Genomic DNA, 21,319 nt, shown 5'->3' with positions numbered 1-21,319 from the left:
CACTGCGGATGTGCTCGACCATGGTCGCCAGCGCCTCGCCCATCTGGTTGAAGCTGCGGGCCAGCTGGCCGATCTCGTCATGGCTGGTCACACTTAGGCGCGCATTCAGGTCGCCGGCACCCAGTGCCTCGGCCTGACGCACCAGATCATCCAGCGGGCGCAGCTTGCGGCGCAGCAGCCAAAGGGTGGCGGCCACGGCCAGCAGCATCGCCAGCAAGCTGCCGATGGCAAGACGCAGGCCGACGCTCCAGGTCACCTCGCGGATTTCCGCCTTGGGCATGCTCGCGACCACAGTCCAGGGGCCCTCGGCGAACGGCGCGCTGGCACTGAACAGGTCCTGGTCGGCGTTGGCCGGCGGCACCAGCCATTGGCCCTGGTTATCGCGTATGGCCAACGAACCGGTTGCGCCGATGCGGAAGCGCTTGAGGTTGGAGAACTGGGCATTCTGTGCGTCGGTGTAGTCGAAGCCGACGAACAGCACGGCAATCACCCGGCCGCTGCTGTCGCTGACGGGCACGTAGCGGGTCATGTAGTTGCGCTCGAACAGCACGGCGCGGCCGACGTACATCTGCCCGGCCAGCAGCTTGCTGTAGGCAGGATGCTGACGGTCGAGCTGGGTGCCGATGGCGCGGGTGCCGTCCTGTTTCTTCAGGTTGGTGCTGATGCGCACGAAGTCATCACCGCTGCGCACGAACAGCGTCGCAATGCCGGCAGTCATCTGCTGGAATTCGTCGACCACCTGGAAGTCATTGTTCAGCAGCTGGTCGCCCAGGTACAGGGCGGGCGTGCTTTGACCGGCGACCTGCACGGTTTCGCCAGTGTGCAGCGACAGGCCCGAGGCGAAGCGGCGCTCGAACAGGCCGCTCAGGCGCTGGGTGTTGTCCTTGAGCGACCCGTGGAAGGTATCGAGCTGGTCGGCCAGCAGTCGCGCCTCGCTGGCCAGGTGGGCCTGGCGGGTGGCGAGGTTGGCGTCATCCAGCGCACGCAGGGCGAACAAGGTACTGCCGGAAATCACCAGCGCCAGCACGATGGCGAGGGCGACACCGAGCTGCGAAGCAATTCGGGCACGCGGTTGAGACATGATGAAGCTCCTGGCAAGAGGCCGGGATCGTCCTGATCACGCTGACCACCCGCTTGTTTTAGTCGGGAAATCGCGCCCTCTTCCGGGACGCTGGTGCCACTGGATCGGCGTCGCTGGTGAATACTTGAGTGTCGGACCGGGGTATTCGCAAACGTTTTCCTTGTTTCGTCCTCTTCGCGGGTACAGACAGTCAAAGAGTGGGCAGGATGTCCACCGCTGGCAGGTCCACGGCTGCCGCCTCCTCTTGCAGAAACACGCTCAACCGCCGCAACCGCTCCCCGCCCGGCCGGGTTCGCGGCCACACCAGGTAGTAATCCATGCCACTGGGCACCGCCGTGGGCCATGGCAGGCTCAGGCGCCCCTGGGCCACATCTTCGGCGACCATAAGCAAATCGCCCATTGAAATGCCGTATCCCCGCGCAGCAGCAATCATGCCCAGCTCCAGGGTGTCGAACACCTGCCCGCCCTTGAGCGACACCTTGTCGCTAAGGCCCATGCGCTCCAGCCATTCGCGCCAGTCACGCTTGTCGGGCGTCGGGTGCAGCAACTCGATGCTCGCCAGGCGCCGCTCGTCCCACCGCCCCTCCTTCAGCAGGTCCGGTGCACCCACCGGGATCAACAACTCGGAAAACAACCGACGCACCTCCCAATCCGACGGGAACACCCCGTCGCTGAGCAGCACCGCGCAATCGAACGGTTCCTGGTTGAAGTCGACATGGTCGACATCCATCCAGGCGCTGGTCAGTTGCACCTCGTTGCCAGGTTGCAGGTGCCGGAAGCGGCTCAGCCGCGCCAGCAGCCAGCGCATGGTCAGGGTCGAAGGCGCCTTCATGCGCAGGATGTCGTCTTCCCCACGCAAGGTATCGCAGGCCCGCTCCAGCGCAGCGAAGCCTTCACGCACACCGGGCAGCAGCACCCGGGCCGCCTCGGTCAGTTGCAGGCTGCGGCCACTGCGTACGAACAGCCGACAGTCGAAATGTTCTTCGAGGGTGCGGATATGCCGGCTCACTGCGCTCTGGGTAATCGACAGCTCTTCACCGGCGCGGGTGAACGAACTCAACCGCGCAGCCGCTTCGAATGCGCGCAGTGCATACAAGGGGGGGAGCTGGCGGGACATAAGGCACCTGTCATCCGGGGCTGGGATTGGAATGCACAGAATCATATATGCATGAGTTCAACTCATGCCAACCATCGCATTTATCCTTTTGTGCAAACTTGACCGAAGCCTCAGAATCGTCCCTCGCTCACAGGATCAGGCACAAGGACCTCACCCATGCACGTCGCGCCCACCAAAGAACTCAAGGCTTTGCTGCGCCTGGCCGGGCCGCTGATCGCCTCGCAGTTGGCGCACATGCTGATGGTGCTCACCGACACCTTGATGATGGCGCGCATCAGCCCGCAGGCCCTGGCCGGTGGCGGGCTGGGCGCGGCGAGCTATTCGTTCGTGTCGATCTTCTGCCTGGGCGTGATCGCCGCCGTCGGCACCCTGGTGGCGATTCGCAAGGGTGCCAACGACATCGAGGGCGCCACGCGCCTGGCGCAGAACGGCCTGTGGCTGGCCTGGGGCCTGGCACTGGCGGCGGCTCTGGTGCTGTGGAACCTGAAACCGGTACTGCTGCTGTTCGGCCAGCAGCCGGAGAACGTCAATTCGGCTGCCGAGTTCCTCACCCTGCTGCCACTGGCCCTGCCCGGCTACCTGACCTTCATGGCCCTGCGCGGCTTCACCAGCGCGCTGGGGCGCTCGACCCCGGTAATGGTCATCAGCCTGGTCGGCACGGTGCTCAATTACCTGTTCAACATCGCCCTGATCGAAGGCATGTTCGGCCTGCCGAAGCTGGGCCTGATGGGTATCGGCCTGGTCACGGCCGTGGTGTCGATGGGCATGGCCATCGCGCTGGCGCTGTACATCCGCTGGCACCCGGCCTATGCCGCCTACCCGCTGCGCAAAGGGCTGTCGCGCCCTTCCCTGCCGGCCCTGCGTGAGCTGTGGCGGTTGGGCCTGCCGATTGGCGGCACCTACATGGTGGAAGTCGGGCTGTTCGCCTTCGCCGCACTGTGCATGGGCGTGCTGGGCAGCACGCAACTGGCGGCACACCAGGTTGCCCTGCAGATTGTATCCACGGCGTTCATGGTGCCGACCGGGCTGTCGTATGCGGTAACCATGCGCGTGGGCCTGTACTACGGCGCCGGCAATCTGTTGGCCGCACGCAGCGCCGGGCGGGTGGGGATCGGCTTCGGCGCAACGATCATGTTTGCCTTTGCAGCGTTGTTCCTGCTGATGCCGGAGCCGCTGGTAGGGCTGTTCATCGACCGCAGCGACCCCGGCTTCGCCGCGATCTACCAGCTGGCGGTGCAGTTGCTGATGGTGGCGGCCTGGTTTGAGCTGTTCGATGGCATGCAGACCATCGCCATGGGCTCGATGCGTGGCTTGAAGGACGCCAAGACGACCTTCCTGATCGGGCTGTGCTGCTACTGGCTGGTAGGGGCGCCGAGCGCCTGGCTGCTCACCTTCACCCTGGGCGGCGGGGCCGTGGGGGTGTGGTGGGGGCTGGCGTTGGGGCTGGCCTGTGCGGCGGTGGCGTTGACAATCGGCTTTGAGTGGCGGATGAAGCGGTTGCTGGGCAAGGCCGGGGTTGGGGCTGCCGTTTCGGCCTGACTTGAGGGCCTATTCGCGGGCACGCCCCTAGAGGGCAGCCAACAGAGGGCGGTCGGACGCTTGCTGCAGGAAGCCGATCAACTCCCCCACCGGCAGCGGCTTGCTGACCAGGAACCCTTGCACCTGATCACAACCGAACCCGCGCAGCAGGTCCATCTGCTCCTGGCTTTCCACACCTTCGGCTACTACCTCCAGGTTGAGGTTATGTGCCAGGTTGATCATGGCGTGCACCAGCTTGCGGTTCTCTTCGCGCATCTCCATCTCGGCAACGAAGCTGCGGTCGACCTTGAGCAAAGTGATCGGCAGGCTGTTCAGGTGCACGAACGACGAGAAACCGGTACCGAAGTCATCCAGCGAGAAGCGCACCCCCAGCCGCCCGAGGGCGTCCATGGTCTGGCGCACCCGTTCGTTGCGGCGCATCACCGCGGTTTCGGTCAGTTCGAATTCAAGCCAACGGGCATCCACACCGTGCTCGATGATCAGCCGGCTCAGGGTCGCCAGTAACTGGCTGTCCTGGAACTGGCGGAAACTCAGGTTCACCGCCATGTGCAGCGGTGCAAGCCCCTGTTCGCGCAGCGCCTGCATATCGCGCAGGGCACGGGAAATCACCCAGTAGCCCAGCGGCACGATCAACCCGCTCTGCTCAGCCAGCGGCACGAACTCGCTCGGTGGCAGCAGGCCGCGCTCGGCATGGCGCCAGCGCACCAAGGCCTCCAGGCCGACGATGCGTCCATCGGCCATGTTCAGCCGCGGCTGGTAGTGCAGCTCCAGTTCGTCGCGGCGCAGCGCCCGGCGCAGCTCGCTTTCCAGGTCGGCCAGGCTGCGCGCATTGCGGTTGATGCGTTCGTTGAATACGTGGAAGGTGCAGCCCTGGCTACCTTTTGCCTGGCGCATGGCAATGTGCGCATGCCACATCAGCGGGTCAGGGCCACCTTGGGCGCGGGCGTGGGCCAGGCCCAGGCTGCAGCCGAGCAGCAGGCTCTCGCCGTCGATCCAGTAGGGTTCGGCCAGCGCCTCGACGATACGTTCGGCGATCCATTCGGCGCGGTTGGCATCGCGGCGCGTGTCGATCAGCAGGGCAAACTCGTCGCTGCCCAGGCGCGCCAGCTGGTCGCCGGCTTCCAGTTGCTGCTTGAGGCGCGCTACTACCTGCAGTATCAGGCGGTCGCCGCACTGATGGCCAAGGGCATCGTTGACATGACGGAAGTTGTCCAGGTCCAGGTGGCCGAGGGCCACGCCGCGGCCTTCGTTCTCCGCCAGGCGCGTGGTCAGCAGGGCCTGGAATCCCTGGCGATTGGCGATGCCGGTGAGCGGGTCCTGCTCGGCCAGGCGCTGCAACGTCGCCACCAGTACACCGCGCTCGCGCACATGGCGCAGCGAGCGGCGCAAGGCATCGACGTTGAGCTGGTCACGTACCAGCCAGTCGCTGACCCCGGTGGGCGGCGTGTCGGGTTCGTGGTCGAGCAACAGGATGGTCGGCAGTTCGCAACGCCCGGGTGCAGGCTGCAACTCCGGCGTGGCCAGCACCACGGCCTGGCGATCATGGCTGAACAGGGTATCGACCGCCGCCCAGTTCGGCGCGGTCAGCAAAACTGCGCTACCGTCCAGCGGCAGCAGGCATTCGCGTAATAAGGCGGCCCATTCCGGCTCATCAGCCAACAGCAGCAAACGCAAAGGTTCGACAGGCGTGGACAAGCGGGCTCCTCAAAGGCTCGAAAGGTGTAGCGTTGGATGTCGGATATGCTACTGCATAAGTGAAAATGATTTTCACTTTTAGACATATCCTTTGCCTACAGTGCCGCCCGTCGCATTTTGACGTGCATCCTGCGCGAAAGTCGCGAAACCGGCAATTACGATTTTTTCCGTGAATAGCATTAGTTTCACTAATGCTCATGCCAAAACAAAAGTCTGACCCAAACGTCAGACGGTCGCGCCACAACTGGCCCATGCCTGTTAGAATGCGCGGCTATTTTCTGGCGACCCCCGGTTTCTAGCATGTCCCGACTCAATCCCCGGCAACAGGAAGCCCGTGACTACGTCGGCGGCCCTCTATTGGTGCTCGCCGGTGCTGGCTCGGGCAAGACCAGCGTCATCACGCGCAAGATTGCCCACCTCATCCAGAACTGCGGCATCCGTGCCCAGTACATCGTGGCGATGACCTTCACCAACAAGGCCGCGCGCGAGATGAAGGAGCGGGTCGCCACCCTGCTGCGTCCGGGGGAAGGCCGCGGCCTGACGGTGTGTACCTTCCACAACCTGGGCCTGAACATCATCCGCAAGGAGCATGAACGCCTGGGCTACAAGCCGGGCTTCTCGATCTTCGACGAATCCGACATCAAGGCACTGCTGTCGGACATCATGCAGAAGGAATACTCCGGCGACGACGGCATCGACGAGATCAAGAACATGATCGGTGCCTGGAAGAACGACCTGATCCTGCCCGCCGAGGCCCTGGAAAAGGCGCGCAACCCTCGCGAGCAGACCGCTGCCATCGTCTACACCCACTACCAGCGCACGCTCAAGGCGTTCAACGCGGTGGACTTCGACGACCTGATCCTGCTGCCGGTCAAGCTGTTCCAGGAGCACCCCGACGTGCTCGAACGCTGGCAGAACCGCGTGCGCTACCTGCTTGTGGACGAATACCAGGACACCAACGCCAGCCAGTACCTGCTGGTGAAGATGCTGATTGGCATGCGCAACCAGTTCACCGTGGTGGGCGATGACGACCAGTCGATCTATGCCTGGCGTGGCGCACGCCCAGAGAACCTGATGCTGCTCAAGGAGGACTACCCCTCCTTGAAGATCGTCATGCTCGAGCAGAACTACCGCTCCACCAGCCGCATCCTGCGCTGCGCCAACGTGTTGATCGCCAACAACCCGCATGCTTTCGAAAAGCAGCTGTGGAGCGAGATGGGCGTAGGCGACGAGATCCGCGTGATCCGCTGCAAGAACGAGGAAGCCGAGGCCGAGCGGGTGGCCATGGAAATCCTCACCCTGCACCTGCGCACCAACCGCCCGTACAGCGACTTTGCGATCCTTTACCGCGGCAACTACCAGGCCAAACTGATCGAGCTGAAGTTGCAGCACCACCAGGTGCCGTATCGCCTGTCGGGCGGCAACAGCTTCTTCGGCCGCCAGGAGGTCAAGGACCTGATGGCCTACCTGCGCCTGCTGGTGAACCCGGATGACGACAACGCGTACCTGCGGGTGATCAACGTACCGCGCCGGGAAATCGGCTCGACCACCCTGGAAAAGCTCGGTAACTACGCCACCGAGCGCGGCATCTCGATGTACGCCGCCAGCGAGGAGCTGGGCCTGGGTGAGCACCTGGATGCTCGCTACACCGAGCGCCTGCAGCGCTTCAAGCACTGGCTCGACGGGGTGCGCCACAAGGTTGCCCTGGAAGACCCGATCGCCGCGCTGCACGAGATGATCCGCGACATCGACTACGAGAACTGGATTCGCCAGCAAACCGCCAGCGACAAGGCAGCGGAGTTCCGCATCAGCAACGTCTGGTTCCTGGTCGAAGCGCTGAAGAACACCCTCGAGAAGGACGAAGAGGGTGACATGACCATCGAGGACGCCATCGGCAAGCTGGTGCTGCGCGACATGCTCGAGCGCCAGCAGGAAGAGGAAGAAAACGCCGAAGGTGTGCAGATGATGACCCTGCATGCCTCCAAGGGTCTGGAGTTCCCCTACGTGTTCATCATGGGCATGGAGGAAGAGATCCTTCCCCACCGCTCGAGCATCGAGGCCGACACCATCGAAGAGGAACGCCGCCTGGCCTACGTGGGCATCACCCGCGCACGCCAGACCCTGGCCTTCACCTTCGCCGCCAAGCGCAAGCAGTACGGCGAAATCATCGACTGCACACCCAGCCGGTTCCTCGACGAACTACCGCCCGACGACCTGGCCTGGGAAGGCCTGGACGACGCGCCGGTCGAGGTGAAGGCCGCACGCGGCAACAACGCCCTGGCCGACATCCGGGCAATGCTCAAACGCTGATCAACCCTTATCCTTTAAATCTGCCGCTTTCAGCGGCCACCTTCGTTTCGAGGAATACCACAGTGGAAGCACTGCATCAGAAGATTCGCGAAGAAGGCATCGTGCTTTCCGATCAGGTTCTCAAAGTCGACGCGTTTCTCAACCACCAGATCGACCCGGCGCTGATGCAGCTGATCGGTGACGAGTTTGCCCGCCTGTTCGCCGATGCCGGCGTGACCAAGATCGTCACCATCGAAGCCTCGGGCATTGCCCCGGCGGTGATGACCGGCCTGAAGCTGGGCGTACCGGTGATCTTCGCGCGCAAGCACCAGTCGCTGACCCTGACCGAGAACCTGCTGACCGCCTCGGTGTATTCCTTCACCAAGCAGACCGAAAACACCGTGGCCATTTCGCCGCGCCACCTCAACAGCAGCGACCGCGTGCTGGTGATCGACGACTTCCTGGCCAACGGCAAGGCATCGCAGGCGCTGATCTCGATCATCAAGCAGGCCGGCGCCACCGTTGCCGGCCTGGGCATCGTCATCGAGAAGTCGTTCCAGGGCGGCCGTGCCGAGCTGGACAGCCAGGGCTACCGCGTCGAATCGCTGGCCCGGGTGAAATCGCTGGAAGGTGGTGTGGTTTCGTTCATCGAGTAACCGCGTCGCCTGCTTCGCGGGACAAGCCCGCTCCCACATAGCCCCCACCAGCCTGAAGGCTAGTGAATATCCTGTGGGAGCGGGCTTGTCCCGCGAATGGCCAAAGCACCTATCTATCGGCTAGCCGCCAAGCCCGCCAGCAACAACCGCTGATACAGCTCCTCCTTCAACCCCTGCGGCCGATCCAGCTGCATCCGCGCCAGGTGCGCCTCATACCCCTCCGGCCCCGGTGCCTCCAGTGCCGCCTTGCCCAGCTCCAGCACCTCGCTCAGCTTGAACTTGCTTTTCAGCCAGTTCAGCGCGCGCAACAAATCCCGCTCCTCAGCCGTGAAATCCGTACCGAGCGGATATTCCGGGAACAACCGCCCATGACGCGCCCTGATTGCTTCCAGGCGCTCCGGCGTATTGTCACTAAACCGCGCATCCAGCTGAAAATCGCTCGCCAGCTTGCCGGCGCGCTTGGCCTGTTCCATCAGCTCCCCCTGGAACCGCGAATCGCTCACCGCCAGCAACCGCGCAATCACTTCGCTGTCGGTCTGCCCGCGCAAATCGGCGATGCCATATTCGGTTACCACGATATCGCGCAGGTGCCGGGGAATGGTGCAATGGCCGTAGTTCCAGAACAGGTTGGACGTCACCTCACCCCCCGACTCGCGCCAGCTGCGCAGCAGCAGTATCGAGCGCCCGCCCTCCAGCGCATGGCCCTGGGCCACGAAATTGTACTGCCCGCCGACGCCGCTAAGCACCCGCCCGTCCTCCAGCTGGTCGGCCACGCCAGCGCCAAGCAGGGTCATGCCGAACACCGTGTTGACGAAGCGCGCATCGCGGCGCTGGCGGCGCTTGAGCTCTTCCTGGCCGTACAATTCGTTGATGAAGCTGATGCGGGTCATGGCGAACCGGGCGCGCTGCTCCAGCGGCATCTCGCGCAAGCGCTGGTAGAACGCCTGCGGGCCGAGGAAGAAACCGCCATGCACCAGCACACCCTGCTCATCTGCCGGGCGGCGCACCACGCCCGCTTCGACCAGCGCCAGCAGACCGTTGACGAACATCTCGCTGCAGCCGTAAAGGCCTTGGGCGAAGGCCTCCAGGCCGCCTTCGCGCTCGATCAGCGTCTGCCAGGGGCCGACATCCAGTTCGTCGAGCAAGGCACGGTAGCCTGCGTTGTCGCCCTGGCGCGCCAGCAATGCCGCCGCCAGTGCATCGCCCATGGCTCCGATGCCGATTTGCAGCGTGCCACCGTCGCGCACCAGTGAACTTGCGTGCAAACCAATGCAGTGATCCTGCGTGGTGACAGGCATGTTGGGGGTGGAGAACAGTCGGCGCTGCTCCGCTTCGTCGATCAGCAGGTCGAACGCATCGATCGGCAGTTCGGCATCGCCCGGCATGTAGGGCAACTCGCTGTGAACCTGGCCGAGCATGAGGATGGTTTCCCCTGCCGCACGACGCTTTGCGATCATCGGCTGCAGGTCGAGGGTGATGTCGGGGTTGCAGGCCAGGCTCAGGTGGACGGGTTTCTCGGGCGTGGCAGCGGCCAGTTGGGCGACCAGATTCAGGCCTTTGGCGTTGATGTCACGCGCGGCGTGGCTGTAGTTGCTGCTGATGTAGTCCTGCTGGGCGGTTTCGCTGTGCAGCAGGCTGCCGGGTTGCATGAAGAACTGCTCGACGCGGATGTTCGGCGGCAGGCTGTCGTTGCGCAGGTCGGCGAGGTAGGTGAGTTCTTCATAGTCGGCGAACACGCGCTCGACGAAGGGCTCGAGGAAGCGCCGTTGCAAGCCATCGCCAAGGTTTGGGCGGCCCAGGGACAGCGCGGTGTAGATGGTCAGCTGGCGCTCAGGCAGGTCGCGGACGCGGGCGTAGAGCGCGTTGACGAAGGCATTGGGTTTGCCCAGGCCCAGCGGCAGGCCCATGTGGATGTGAGCTGGCAACTTGGAAAGGACTTGCTCGACGGCCTGGTCGATGGAGCAGAGGTGCATCGGGGCCTCCTGAATCATCCATGGGGTCAGGGGTTGGACATGGGCTCAAGCGGGTTGGTTGCCTGGGCCGGCACAGGCAACCCAAAAACAAAGCCCGCCAAAGAAGGCGGGCCTTGTGCAATTCATCTGTGGCTCAGAGCCCGGACATCTTCTTGATGGCCCCTTTCAGGTCATCATCCGAGCAGTCCGCGCAGGTGCCCTTTGGCGGCATGGCGTTGATGCCGGTAATGGCCTTGGCCAGAATCCCGTCCAGGCCGCCCTGATGGTCGGCGCGCTCTTTCCACGCAGCGGTATCGCCAATCTTCGGTGCCCCGAGCAAGCCCGTGCCGTGGCAGGCGTTGCAGTGCTTGGCAATCACCTCATCCGGGGTCTTGGCCCCACCACCGCCGGCTGCGGCGGCTACTTCCATACCCTTGCATTCCTGGCCCTGCACACACACCTGGCCGACCGGCTCAAGGCGTTTGGCAAGCTCATCGTTGGTCGCTGCGGTTGCGCTCATTGCCCAAAGGGCGAGTACGGCTGCTGGTACGGCCAGCATCTTCTTGATTTGGTTCACGCGAACACCCTCATGGTGGCTAATCACGCCCGCGGCCACGGTAATGCGAGCGTTGAAAAGTATAGCGGGAACCCGGATACCGTGGAACGACCCTACTCGGGAAAGGGGTATTGCCGAAGCAATGCACTGCGCTGGATCAAAAGTTCGAAGGAGTAGCCGCGCTGATCAGCCGCGCAGGCGCGTCGAACGGGTTGCGAAAACGGTGCGGGCGGGTGCTTTCGAAGTAATAGCTGTCGCCCGCTTCGAGGATGAAGATCTCGTTGCCCACCACCAGCTCTAGCCTGCCCTCGAGCAGGATGCCGGTTTCTTCACCATCGTGGGTGAGCATCTCGGCACCGGTGTCCGCCCCGGGTGGATAGACCTCGGTGAGGAAGGCAATGGCGCGGTTGGGGTGTGACTTGCCGACCAGTTTCATGGTCACTGCGCCGTCGGAGATGTCGATCAGCTCATGGGCCTTGTAGACGATCTGTGCCGGGCTTTCGGCCTCAAGCTCCACCGAAAAGAATTCGACCATCGACATGGGAATGCCGCTGAGCACCTTGCGCAGCGAACTGATCGAAGGGCTCACGCTGTTCTTCTCGATCATCGAGATGGTGCTGTTGGTCACCCCCGCGCGCTTGGCGAGTTCCCGCTGGGAAAGGCCCTTGAGCTTGCGGATGGCTTGCAGTCGTTCGCCGACGTCCAAAGCTTGCGCCTCCTGAAACGGTGAGATGGCGGGGTGAATGTGAACGATATCATGGCAATGCCGTTCAGTATTTACAACACACCGCCCCTCACGCTGTCCGCTTCGGCGTCTTATTCGCCGTGATAGTCCAGCGGCACACGCCTCAGGTTGCAGAAGATCTGGTACGGAATGGTACCGGCCTGCATGGCCACATCACTGGCCAGCACCTGTTTGCCCCACAGCTCGACCGGGCTGCCGACGGTGGCTTCGGGCACGTCGGTCAGGTCGATGCAGAGCATGTCCATCGACACGCGGCCAATCAGCTGGCTGCGCTTGCCAGCGACCACTACCGGGGTGCCGGTGGGGGCATGGCGCGGGTAGCCGTCGGCGTAGCCCATGGCAACCACGCCAACGCGGGTCGGCCGCGGGCTGACGAACTTGGCGCCGTAACCCACTGGCTCCCCGGCGGGCAGCTCGCGCACGCTGATGACCCGCGATTGCAGGGTCATCACCGGCTGCAGCCGTGCGGCCTGGGCCTGGTCGGCTTCGAAGGGGCTGGCGCCATACAGCATGATGCCTGGGCGTACCCAGTCGCTCGGGGCCTGCGGCCAGGCCAGCACACCGGGCGAATTGCGCAGGCTGCACTCGGCAGCCAGGCCTTCGCGGGCGGCGTTGAACACGGCAATCTGCTGCTCGGTGGCATCGGCCTCCGGCTCGTCGGCGCGGGCAAAGTGGCTCATCAGCACGATGCGCGAAACCTTGCCGCTGGCCAGCAGGCGTTGGTAGGCGTCGCGGTAGTCCTTGGGGTGCAGGCCGACGCGGTGCATGCCGCTGTCGAGCTTGAGCCAGATAGTCAGTGGCTTGTGCACCTGGGTCTGCTCGATGGCTTCGAGCTGCCACAGCGAATGCACCACACACCACAGGCCGTGTTCGGCGATCAGCGCCAGTTCACTGGCTTCGAAAAAGCCTTCGAGCAGCAGCACCGGCGCCTTGATGCCGGCAGCGCGCAACTCCAGCGCTTCCTCGATGCAGGCCACAGCAAAGCCGTCGGCCTCGGGCTCCAGGGCCAGGGCGCAACGCACGGCGCCGTGGCCGTAGGCGTCGGCCTTGACCACGGCAAGGGCCTTGGCGCCGGACAGTTCACGGGCCAGGCGGTAGTTGTGACGGAGGGCTTGCAAGTCGATCAGGGCGCGGGCGGGACGCATGGCGGCTGCCTTATGGTGATTCACAGGTTGAAAACGGTGTCGGGTTCTTCGCGGCTGAAGCCGCTCCTACAGGGATCGCACATGCCTGCAGGAGCGGCTTTTAGCCGCGAAGAGTGCGGTACAGGCGACCTTACTGCTGGTGGGCAGGCGCGGTCTGACCGTGCTTGGCGACTTCCGGGCTGTTGCCATACCGGGAGATGTCCAGGCCTTCAGCACTGATCTGCGGCTTCTTGCGCGCAATCAGGTCAGCCAGCAGGCGGCCGGAACCGCACGCCATGGTCCAGCCCAACGTACCGTGGCCGGTGTTGAGGAACAGGTTGCGGAACGCGGTGGCCCCCACGATCGGCGTACCGTCCGGAGTCGCCGGGCGCAGGCCGGTCCAGAAACTGGCCTGGCTCAGGTCGCCGCCGCGAGGATAAAGGTCGTCGACGATCATCTCCAGCGTTTCGCGTCTACGCGGGTTCAGCGACAGGTCAAAGCCGGCGATCTCAGCCATGCCGCCCACGCGGATACGGTTGTCGAAACGGGTGATCGCGACCTTGTAGGTCTCGTCGAGAATGGTCGAGGTCGGCGCCATGTCGGCATCGGTGATCGGCACGGTCAGCGAGTAACCCTTGAGCGGATACACCGGGGCTTTGATGCCCAGTGGCTTGAGCATCTGCGGCGAGTAGCTGCCCAGGGCCAGCACGTAGCGGTCGGCGGTTTCCAGCTTGCCGTCGATCCATACGCCGTTGATGCGGTCACCGGCGAAGTCCAGCCGCTGGATGTCCTGACCGAAGCGGAATTCCACGCCCAGTTTCACGGCCATTTCGGCGAGCTTGGTGGTGAACAGCTGGCAGTCGCCGGTCTGGTCGTTGGGCAGGCGCAGGGCGCCGGCAAGGATGTCCTTCACCCCGGCCAGGGCCGGTTCGACGCGGGCGATGCCGTCGCGGTCGAGCAGTTCGTAGGGCACCCCGGACTGTTCGAGCACGGCAATGTCCTTGGCCGCAGCGTCCACCTGGGCCTGCGTGCGGAACAGCTGGGTAGTCCCCAGGCTACGGTTTTCGTAGGCGATACCGGTTTCGGCACGCAGTTCGTCAAGGCAGTCTCGGCTGTACTCGGACAAGCGCACCATGCGCTCCTTGTTCACCGCATAGCGGCTGGCGGTGCAGTTGCGCAGCATCTGCGCCATCCACAGGTACTGGTCGACATCACCGGTCAGCTTGATGGCCAGGGGCGCGTGGCGCTCCAGCAGCCACTTGATGGCTTTCAGCGGTACGCCTGGGGCGGCCCAGGGCGAGGCATAGCCGGGCGAGATCTGGCCGGCGTTGGCGAAGCTGGTTTCCAGGGCCACTGCCGGTTGGCGGTCGACCACGGTCACCTCGAAGCCTTGCCGGGCCAGATAATAGGCACTGGCGGTACCGATCACACCGCTACCAAGTACCAATACTCGCATCGTTCATCCCTCGCACGCGGCGCACCGCTATTTTGTTGATATGGCATGGATGCGCGCAGTATAAGAATCTCAGCCCAGTGCAATTCACTATATAAAAGCCTATTATTGGCGAGAATTCTCGGCAAAATCGCCTTTCACGGAGGGGCATCCCCTATGAGAACCCAGCACCAGAGCAAGCGTGAACTGGACAAGATCGACCGTAACATCCTGCGTATCCTGCAGAATGACGGGCGTATATCCTTCACCGAACTGGGCGAGAAAGTCGGGCTGTCCACCACCCCTTGCACCGAGCGCGTACGCCGCCTGGAGCGCGAGGGCATCATCATGGGCTACAACGCCCGGCTGAATCCGCAGCACCTCAAGGGCAGCCTGCTGGTGTTCGTGGAAATCAGCCTGGACTACAAGTCCGGCGACACCTTCGAGGAGTTCCGCCGGGCGGTGCTCAAGCTGCCCCATGTGCTGGAGTGCCACCTGGTGTCCGGCGACTTCGACTACCTGGTGAAAGCGCGCATTTCGGAAATGGCCTCGTACCGCAAGCTGCTCGGCGACATCCTGCTGAAGCTGCCACACGTGCGCGAGTCGAAGAGCTACATCGTGATGGAAGAGGTGAAAGAGAGCCTCTGCCTGCCGATCCCTGACTGAACCTAGACCAGCACCTGGCGGGTGCTGGCGATGAACTGGTGGACCAGTTGCTCGGCTTCGGGCTCGATCATCGGCTCCGGGCCACGCCCGCGCGGGCAGGCCATGCGCGGCGTGGTGCCGAACAAGCGGCAGATCAGTGGCCGCTCTTCATAGACGGTGCAGCCATTGGGGCCCAGGTGCACGCAGTTCAGGTGCTCCAGCGCGGCATCCTGCTCGGCCTGGGTCTTGCGCGGCAGGCGGGCCATCTCTTCGGACGAAGTGGTGACCGGGCCGCAGCAGTCGTGGCAGCCGGGCTCGCATTCGAATGAAGGAATGAGTTCGCGCAGGAAATGGATTTTGTGACGGTTGCAGGACATGGCCGGGAAAACACATGAAATTTAAATCAGGCTGAATTATAAGGCCAACTGTCAGGCCACGGCTTATTCTGCCACTTTCAGAACAGCAACAGGACTTCGCCCATGATCCACAGCGCGCAGCACGCCGCCTCCTATTACGCCGCCAGCAGCGCGCCCCACCCGGACCATTCCTTCCTGCAAGGCGAACACAACGCCGATGTGTGTATCGTCGGTGGCGGCTATTCGGGGCTGAACACGGCTATCGAACTGGCCGAGCGCGGCTTCTCGGTAGTCCTCCTGGAAGCCCGCAAGCTCGGCTGGGGTGCCAGCGGGCGCAATGGCGGCCAGCTGATCCGCGGCGTCGGCCACGGCCTGGAGCAGTTTCTGCCGGTGATAGGAGAAGACGGCGTACGCAGCATGAAGCTGATGGGCCTGGAAGCCGTGGAAATCGTCCGCGAACGGGTCGAGCGCCACGCCATCGCCTGCGACCTGACCTGGGGCTACTGCGACCTGGCCAACAAACCCGACGAGCTGAAAGGGTTTGCCGAGGATGCCGATGAACTGCGCAGCCTGGGCTACCGCCACGAACTGCGCCTGGTCGGCAAGGACGACATGCATAGCGTAGTGGGTTCCGACCGTTATGTCGGCGGCCTGATCGACATGGGCTCGGGCCACCTGCACCCGCTCAACCTGGCCTTGGGTGAAGCGGCTGTCGCCAGTCGCCTGGGCGTAAAGCTGTTCGAGCAGTCCGAGGTCACGCGCATCGACTACGGCCCTGAAGTGCAGGTGCACACTGCCCAGGGCCGGGTGCGCGCCAAGACACTCGTGCTGTGCTGCAACGCCTACCACAACGACCTCAACCGCGAGCTGGGCGGCAAGGTGCTGCCAGCCGGCAGCTACATCATTGCCACCGAGCCACTCAGCGAAGAGCGCGCGCATCAGTTGCTGCCGCAGAACATGGCGGTGTGCGACCAACGCGTAGCGCTGGACTACTATCGCCTGTCGGCCGACCGCCGCCTGCTGTTCGGGGGTGCCTGCCACTATTCCGGACGCGACCCTAAAGACATCGCGGCCTACATGCGGCCGAAGATGCTCAAGGTGTTCCCGCAGCTGGCCGATGTGCGCATCGATTATCAGTGGGGCGGCATGATCGGCATCGGCGCCAACCGCCTGCCCCAGGTCGGCCGCCTGGCCAGCCAGCCGAATGTCTATTACGCCCAGGCCTATTCCGGCCACGGCCTGAATGCCACGCACTTGGCCGCACGCCTGCTGGGTGAAGCGATCAGCGGCCAGGAAAGCGGGCGCTTCGACCTGTTCGCCAAGGTGCCGCACGTCACCTTCCCCGGCGGCAAGCACCTGCGCTCGCCGATCCTGGCGCTGGGGATGCTCTGGCATCGCCTGAAAGAGCTGGTTTGAAAACCAGCGCTCCTACAGTTGACCGCCTCAGTCTCTCCAGAAGGGTTTACGCCCCTCGGTACGTGCCTGTTCCCAGCTCAGCCCGATATCCCGCAGCTGGTCATCGTCCAGCTGCAGCAAGGCCCGGCGGGTGTGCCAGCGATGCAGCATCAGCCCCCAACGCCCGAGCCCTTCCGGTGCGTTGAAAACCTTGGTCTGCTGCCCGGCGTCCAGTTCCTTGGCCAACAGTTGCAAGCGCACATCGCTCATGCCACCCATCGCTGCTCTCTCCCGTTCAGTGTGTAACCGTGGAGAAAGCATGCGCGACGATGGGCCTGGCAATACAGAACCAATACAGGCTTATTATTCCCATACAGAATTGGCCGTCTTACACCTGAATGCTGTATTTTCACCGCAACTGTACTGGTCGCTTCCTACAAGAAGCGTAGGAGTATGCCTTGACCCTCTACCTGAACCTCGCCGAACTGCTCGGTGCGCGCATCGAACAGGGCCTCTACCGCCCCGGCCAGCGCCTGCCATCGGTGCGCGCCCTGAGCGTTGAGCATGGGGTCAGCCTGAGCACCGTACAGCAGGCCTACCGCATGCTAGAAGACAGCGGCATGGTATCGCCACGGCCCAAGTCCGGTTACTTCGTCAGCGACCATCGCCACCTCCCTGCCCTGCCCGCCGTCAGCCGCCCGGCCCAACGCCCGGTGGATATCTCGCAATGGGAACAGGTGCTCGAACTGGTGCGCAGTACCCCGCGTCAGGACGTCATCCAGCTCGGCCGCGGCATGCCCGACATCGACAGCCCGACCCTCAAGCCGCTGCTGCGCAGCCTCGCTCAACTGAGCCGACGCCAGGACATGCCGGGCCTGTACTACGACAACATCCATGGCAACCTGGCCCTGCGCGAGCAGATCGCCCGGCTGACGCTCGACTCCGGCTGCCGCCTGAACCCGGCCGACCTGGTGGTGACCACGGGCTGCCACGAGGCGCTGTCGTGCAGCATCCGCGCAGTGTGCGAGCCAGGCGATATCGTTGCGGTCGACTCGCCAAGCTTCCACGGCGCCATGCAGACCCTCAAGGGCCTGGGCATGAAGGCCCTGGAAATCCCTACCGACCCGGTCACCGGCATCAGCCTTGAAGCCCTGGAGTTGGCGCTTGAACAATGGCCGATCAAGCTTATCCAGATCACCCCGAGCTGTAACAACCCGCTCGGCTATATCATGCCCGAGGCGCGCAAGAAGGCCCTGCTGAGCCTGGCCCAGCGCTACGATGTGGCGATCCTGGAAGACGACGTGTATGGCGATCTGGCCTACACCTACCCGCGCCCGCGCACCCTCAAGTCGTTCGACGACGACGGCCGCGTGCTGCTGTGCAGTTCGTTCTCCAAGACCCTCGCCCCAGGCCTGCGTATCGGCTGGGTCGCCCCCGGTCGTTATCTGGAGCGGGTGCTGCACATGAAATACATCAGCACCGGCAGCACCGCCAGCCAGCCGCAACTGGCGATCGCCGACTTCATTGCCGCCGGTCACTACCAGCCCCATGTGCGACGCATGCGCAGCCAGTACCAGCGTGGTCGCGACCTGATGAGCGACTGGGTAACCTGTTATTTCCCGGCCGGCACCCGGGTCAGCCGGCCGCAGGGCGGTTTCATGCTGTGGGTGGAATTGCCTGAACATTTCGATACGCTACGGCTGAACCGCGCTTTACTGGACCAGGGTGTGCAGATCGCCGTGGGCAGCATCTTCTCGGCCTCGGGCAAGTTCCGCCATTGTCTGCGCATGAATTTCGCTGCCCGGCCAACACCGCAAATCGAAGCGGCGGTGCGCAAGGTCGGTGAAACCGCCCTTCGTCTACTGGCTGAAGATAGCGCCCAAGCGTAACTTTGCGCCGCCTTTGGCAGTCCAACCCCTTAGCGCTTTGCCGTACAGGACGATACCCCCTTGAGACTCCAGCGAGCCTTGCCTCTGCTGCTGGTGCTGCTGCTCGGCCTCAATGGCTGTGCCAGCATCGGCACGCCCCGCGAAACCAGCCAGGCGCTGCCGGCCAGCGAGTCGGCCTTCGGCCGCTCGGTACTGCGCCAGGCCGCGCCCTATGAGGGGCGCTCGGGCTTTCGCCTGCTGCCCAACAGCAACGAGGCATTTCGCGCCCGCGCCGAGTTGATCCGCAATGCGCAAGCGAGCATCGACCTGCAGTACTACATTGTCCACGATGGCCTGAGCACCCGCGCCCTGGTGCACGAACTGCTGCGCGCAGCCGACCGCGGCGTGCGCGTGCGCATCCTGCTCGACGACACCACCAGCGATGGCCTGGACACCATCATGGGCACCCTCGATGCCCACCCGAACATCCAGATCCGCGTGTTCAACCCCTTGCACCTGGGGCGCAGCACCGGGGCGACGCGGGCAGTCGGCCGCCTGTTCAACCTGTCGCGCCAGCACCGGCGCATGCACAACAAGCTGTTCCTGGTGGACAACAGCATGGCCATCGTCGGCGGGCGCAACCTGGGTGACGAGTACTTCGATGCCGAACCCAACCTCAATTTCACCGACATCGACCTGCTCGGCGTCGGTCCGGTGGCCGAACAATTAGGGCACAGCTTCGACCAGTACTGGAACAGCGCCCTGAGCCGGCCGATCACCGATTTCCTCTGGCAGGCGCCGGATGCCGACGACCTGCGCGCCAGCCGCCAGCGCCTGGAAGTGTCCCTGGCCCAGGCGCGGGTAGAGCGCAAGGCCCTGTACGACCGGCTCATGTCCTACCAGTCGCAGCCGCGCCTGGATGTATGGCGCAACGAGCTGATCTGGGCCCACGCCCAAGCGCTGTGGGACGCCCCGAGCAAGGTGCTGGCCGATAATGAGCCGGACCCACAGTTGCTGATGAGCCAGCAGCTGGCGCCGGACCTGGCCGGCGTGCAGCATGAGCTGATCCTGATGTCGGCCTATTTCGTACCGGGCGAGCCGGGCCTGCTGTACCTGACCGGCCGGGCCGACGCCGGGGCTTCGGTGAAGTTGCTGACCAACTCGCTGGAGGCCACCGATGTGCCGGCTGTTCATGGCGGCTATGCACCCTATCGCCGTGCACTGCTCGAACACGGCGTGCAGCTGTTCGAACTGCGTCGTCAGCCGGGCGACCCGACACCTGCGCGCCTGAGCTTCCACGGCAGCAGTTCGGATTCGAGCTTGCACACCAAGGCCATCGTCTTCGACCGGCGCAAGACCTTCATCGGCTCGTTCAACTTCGACCCCCGTTCAGTGCTGTGGAACACCGAGGTCGGCGTGCTGGTGGACAGCCCGGAGCTGGCCGAATACACCCGCGAGTTGGCCCAGCAGGGTATGGCGCCGGCACTGAGCTATCAGGTGAAACTGGTGGGTGACAAGCTGGTGTGGGCCACCGAGGACAATGGCCATCGGCACATGCTGACCTCAGAGCCAGGTGGCCTCTGGCGACGCTTCAATGCCTGGATCAGCAAGGCCGTTGGCCTGGAGAAGATGCTGTAGGCTCAGGCCGAGGCTGGCTCGAACGCACCGCGCCTGCGGGTCAGCAGTACCAGGCCGGCCGCCCCTGCCGCCATCAGCCACAGCAGTGCATGGCCGCTGATCCATTGGCTGCCCGCCCCAGCCAGCAATGGCCCGAGCAGGCACCCGATGCCCCACAGCTGCGCCACATGAGCATTGGCCCGCACCAGGGCATCATCGCGGTAACGCTCACCGATCAAGATCAGCGACAAGGTGAACAAGCCACCGGCACTAGCGCCGAACAGTACCCACAGGGGCCAGATCGCCAACGTCTCCAGCAACAACGGAATCGCCAGGCTGGTCACCATCAAGGTCACGGCACAACCGGTGAACAGGGCCTGCCGCGACAGGTGGTCGGCCAGCGCCCCGATCGGCAGCTGCAGCACGGCATCGCCTACCACCACGGTGCTGACCATGAACAAGGCAATTTCGGTAGTGAAACCCTGCTGCAGGCAATACACCGGCAACAGCGTCAGAATCATCGCTTCAAACGCGGCGAACAAGGCGACAGCCCAGGCGATCACCGGCAAACGCCGGCAGAAGGCGAACAGGTCGCCGAAGGTTACGATGCATGCCTCGGTGCTCGGTGCGCCACCGCGGCCCAACAACAGTAATGGTGCCAGCAGCAAAAGGGCGGTCGCGGCCCAGAAGCCGAAGTCATCGTCGGAACCCAGGAAGCCCAGCACCAGAGGCCCGGCCAGCTGGCTCAAGGCGTAGCTGCTGCCGTACAAGGCCACCAGGCGGCCGCGCCACTGCTCGACCACCAACTGGTTGATCCAACTTTCGCCGAGGATGAACACCACGGTCAGCGACATGCCGATAAGCAAACGCAGGGCCAGCCACAGCGGGTAGCTCGGCAGCAGCGCCACCAGCCCAATGGACAGCGCCCCACCCCACAGGCACAGGCGCATCGCCGAGGGTACGCCGACCCAGCCGGCCAGGCGGCTGGCCAGGCTGGCGCCGAGCAGCACGCCCAGCGCCGGCATCGCCGCCATCACGCCGATGGCGAACCCACCGTAGCCCCATGCCTCAAGGCGCAGGGACACCAGCGGCATGCTCACACCGAGCGCAAGCCCGACACTGAGCACCGACGCCAGCACGGCAAAATAGGTTCCCCAACGCATTGCAGCCTCCCAGGCAGATTGTTCCAGGTCCATTCGCGGGCAAGCCCGCTCCCACAGGTGCGGCGCTGGCATCGAGAGCAGCGCAGTAC

At 64.1% G+C, this 21,319-nt stretch carries 17 protein-coding genes and 1 pseudogene; 7 read left to right on the top strand and 11 right to left on the bottom strand.

Going from position 1 to position 21,319, the window contains the following annotated elements; genetic code table 11:
- Window positions 1-40: 40 nt before the first annotated feature.
- A pseudogene (locus tag ACQKPS_RS05410) lies at window positions 41-1,081 on the bottom strand (Cache 3/Cache 2 fusion domain-containing protein); the annotation flags it as partial.
- Between the two features lie 190 nt (window positions 1,082-1,271).
- On the bottom strand, window positions 1,272-2,198 hold the full coding sequence (locus tag ACQKPS_RS05405) for a LysR substrate-binding domain-containing protein (RefSeq protein ID WP_254482289.1): 927 nt from the start codon (window positions 2,196-2,198) through the stop codon (window positions 1,272-1,274).
- A 156-nt stretch (window positions 2,199-2,354) separates the two neighbouring features.
- Between ACQKPS_RS05405 and ACQKPS_RS05400 the strand changes: the two genes are divergently transcribed.
- Window positions 2,355-3,737, top strand: a complete 1,383-nt coding sequence (locus tag ACQKPS_RS05400; protein ID WP_254482290.1) for a NorM family multidrug efflux MATE transporter — start codon at window positions 2,355-2,357, stop codon at window positions 3,735-3,737.
- 27 nt (window positions 3,738-3,764) lie between these two features.
- Here the strand turns inward: ACQKPS_RS05400 and ACQKPS_RS05395 are convergent, their stop codons facing one another.
- Entirely contained in the window at window positions 3,765-5,432 is a 1,668-nt protein-coding gene (locus ACQKPS_RS05395; protein ID WP_427603072.1) for a putative bifunctional diguanylate cyclase/phosphodiesterase, read from the bottom strand.
- Between the two features lie 300 nt (window positions 5,433-5,732).
- On the opposite strand from ACQKPS_RS05395, the gene rep reads away from it, so the two are divergent.
- Together rep and ACQKPS_RS05385 are read left to right on the top strand one after the other, a co-directional pair.
- On the top strand, window positions 5,733-7,742 hold the full coding sequence (gene rep / locus ACQKPS_RS05390; RefSeq protein ID WP_054886748.1) for a DNA helicase Rep: 2,010 nt from the start codon (window positions 5,733-5,735) through the stop codon (window positions 7,740-7,742).
- 62 nt (window positions 7,743-7,804) lie between these two features.
- Complete coding sequence (locus ACQKPS_RS05385) at window positions 7,805-8,377, top strand: xanthine phosphoribosyltransferase (RefSeq protein WP_003253535.1); 573 nt, start codon at window positions 7,805-7,807, stop codon at window positions 8,375-8,377.
- Window positions 8,378-8,490: 113 nt separating this feature from the next.
- On the opposite strand, the gene ACQKPS_RS05380 is transcribed toward ACQKPS_RS05385, so the two are convergent.
- From ACQKPS_RS05380 to dadA, 5 genes are all read right to left on the bottom strand, one after another.
- A complete protein-coding gene (locus ACQKPS_RS05380) occupies window positions 8,491-10,350 on the bottom strand; it encodes an acetyl-CoA hydrolase/transferase C-terminal domain-containing protein (RefSeq protein WP_254482293.1) in 1,860 nt (619 codons plus the stop codon).
- A gap of 133 nt (window positions 10,351-10,483) precedes the next feature.
- A complete protein-coding gene (locus ACQKPS_RS05375; RefSeq protein WP_254482294.1) occupies window positions 10,484-10,906 on the bottom strand; it encodes a c-type cytochrome in 423 nt (140 codons plus the stop codon).
- A 136-nt stretch (window positions 10,907-11,042) separates the two neighbouring features.
- On the bottom strand, window positions 11,043-11,591 hold the full coding sequence (locus ACQKPS_RS05370) for a cupin domain-containing protein (RefSeq protein WP_254482295.1): 549 nt from the start codon (window positions 11,589-11,591) through the stop codon (window positions 11,043-11,045).
- A 110-nt stretch (window positions 11,592-11,701) separates the two neighbouring features.
- On the bottom strand, window positions 11,702-12,775 hold the full coding sequence (gene alr, locus ACQKPS_RS05365; protein WP_283723381.1) for an alanine racemase: 1,074 nt from the start codon (window positions 12,773-12,775) through the stop codon (window positions 11,702-11,704).
- Between the two features lie 130 nt (window positions 12,776-12,905).
- Window positions 12,906-14,210: a D-amino acid dehydrogenase gene (gene dadA, locus ACQKPS_RS05360; protein ID WP_427603069.1), complete on the bottom strand. Its 1,305-nt coding sequence runs from the start codon at window positions 14,208-14,210 to the stop codon at window positions 12,906-12,908.
- 153 nt (window positions 14,211-14,363) lie between these two features.
- On the opposite strand from dadA, the gene dadR reads away from it, so the two are divergent.
- Window positions 14,364-14,852 carry a transcriptional regulator DadR gene (gene dadR, locus ACQKPS_RS05355; protein ID WP_003258963.1) on the top strand — a complete coding sequence of 163 codons (489 nt, stop codon included), beginning with the start codon at window positions 14,364-14,366 and terminating at the stop codon, window positions 14,850-14,852.
- A 2-nt stretch (window positions 14,853-14,854) separates the two neighbouring features.
- Here dadR and ACQKPS_RS05350 read toward each other — a convergent pair whose 3' ends face one another.
- Window positions 14,855-15,208, bottom strand: coding sequence for a YkgJ family cysteine cluster protein (locus tag ACQKPS_RS05350; RefSeq protein WP_254482298.1), 354 nt, complete (start codon window positions 15,206-15,208; stop codon window positions 14,855-14,857).
- A gap of 102 nt (window positions 15,209-15,310) precedes the next feature.
- Here ACQKPS_RS05350 and ACQKPS_RS05345 point away from each other — a divergent pair, with 102 nt between their 5' ends.
- Window positions 15,311-16,603: an NAD(P)/FAD-dependent oxidoreductase gene (locus tag ACQKPS_RS05345; RefSeq protein ID WP_427603067.1), complete on the top strand. Its 1,293-nt coding sequence runs from the start codon at window positions 15,311-15,313 to the stop codon at window positions 16,601-16,603.
- 27 nt (window positions 16,604-16,630) lie between these two features.
- Here ACQKPS_RS05345 and ACQKPS_RS05340 read toward each other — a convergent pair whose 3' ends face one another.
- Complete coding sequence (locus ACQKPS_RS05340) at window positions 16,631-16,861, bottom strand: DUF1127 domain-containing protein (protein ID WP_176508479.1); 231 nt, start codon at window positions 16,859-16,861, stop codon at window positions 16,631-16,633.
- A gap of 179 nt (window positions 16,862-17,040) precedes the next feature.
- Between ACQKPS_RS05340 and ACQKPS_RS05335 the strand changes: the two genes are divergently transcribed.
- Window positions 17,041-18,471: a PLP-dependent aminotransferase family protein gene (locus ACQKPS_RS05335; protein WP_283723384.1), complete on the top strand. Its 1,431-nt coding sequence runs from the start codon at window positions 17,041-17,043 to the stop codon at window positions 18,469-18,471.
- A 60-nt stretch (window positions 18,472-18,531) separates the two neighbouring features.
- Window positions 18,532-20,088, top strand: coding sequence for a phospholipase D family protein (locus ACQKPS_RS05330; protein ID WP_427603065.1), 1,557 nt, complete (start codon window positions 18,532-18,534; stop codon window positions 20,086-20,088).
- A gap of 2 nt (window positions 20,089-20,090) precedes the next feature.
- Here ACQKPS_RS05330 and ACQKPS_RS05325 read toward each other — a convergent pair whose 3' ends face one another.
- Entirely contained in the window at window positions 20,091-21,230 is a 1,140-nt protein-coding gene (locus tag ACQKPS_RS05325) for an MFS transporter (RefSeq protein WP_427603063.1), read from the bottom strand.
- Window positions 21,231-21,319: the final 89 nt, after the last annotated feature.

Origin of the sequence: Pseudomonas sp. NPDC086566 (assembly GCF_050280885.1) — a bacterium.
Classification (GTDB): Bacteria; Pseudomonadota; Gammaproteobacteria; order Pseudomonadales; family Pseudomonadaceae; genus Aquipseudomonas; species Aquipseudomonas vlassakiae.
The sequence above is the reverse complement of the archived record's forward strand: the minus strand, read 5'-3'. Positions and strand labels throughout refer to the sequence as shown.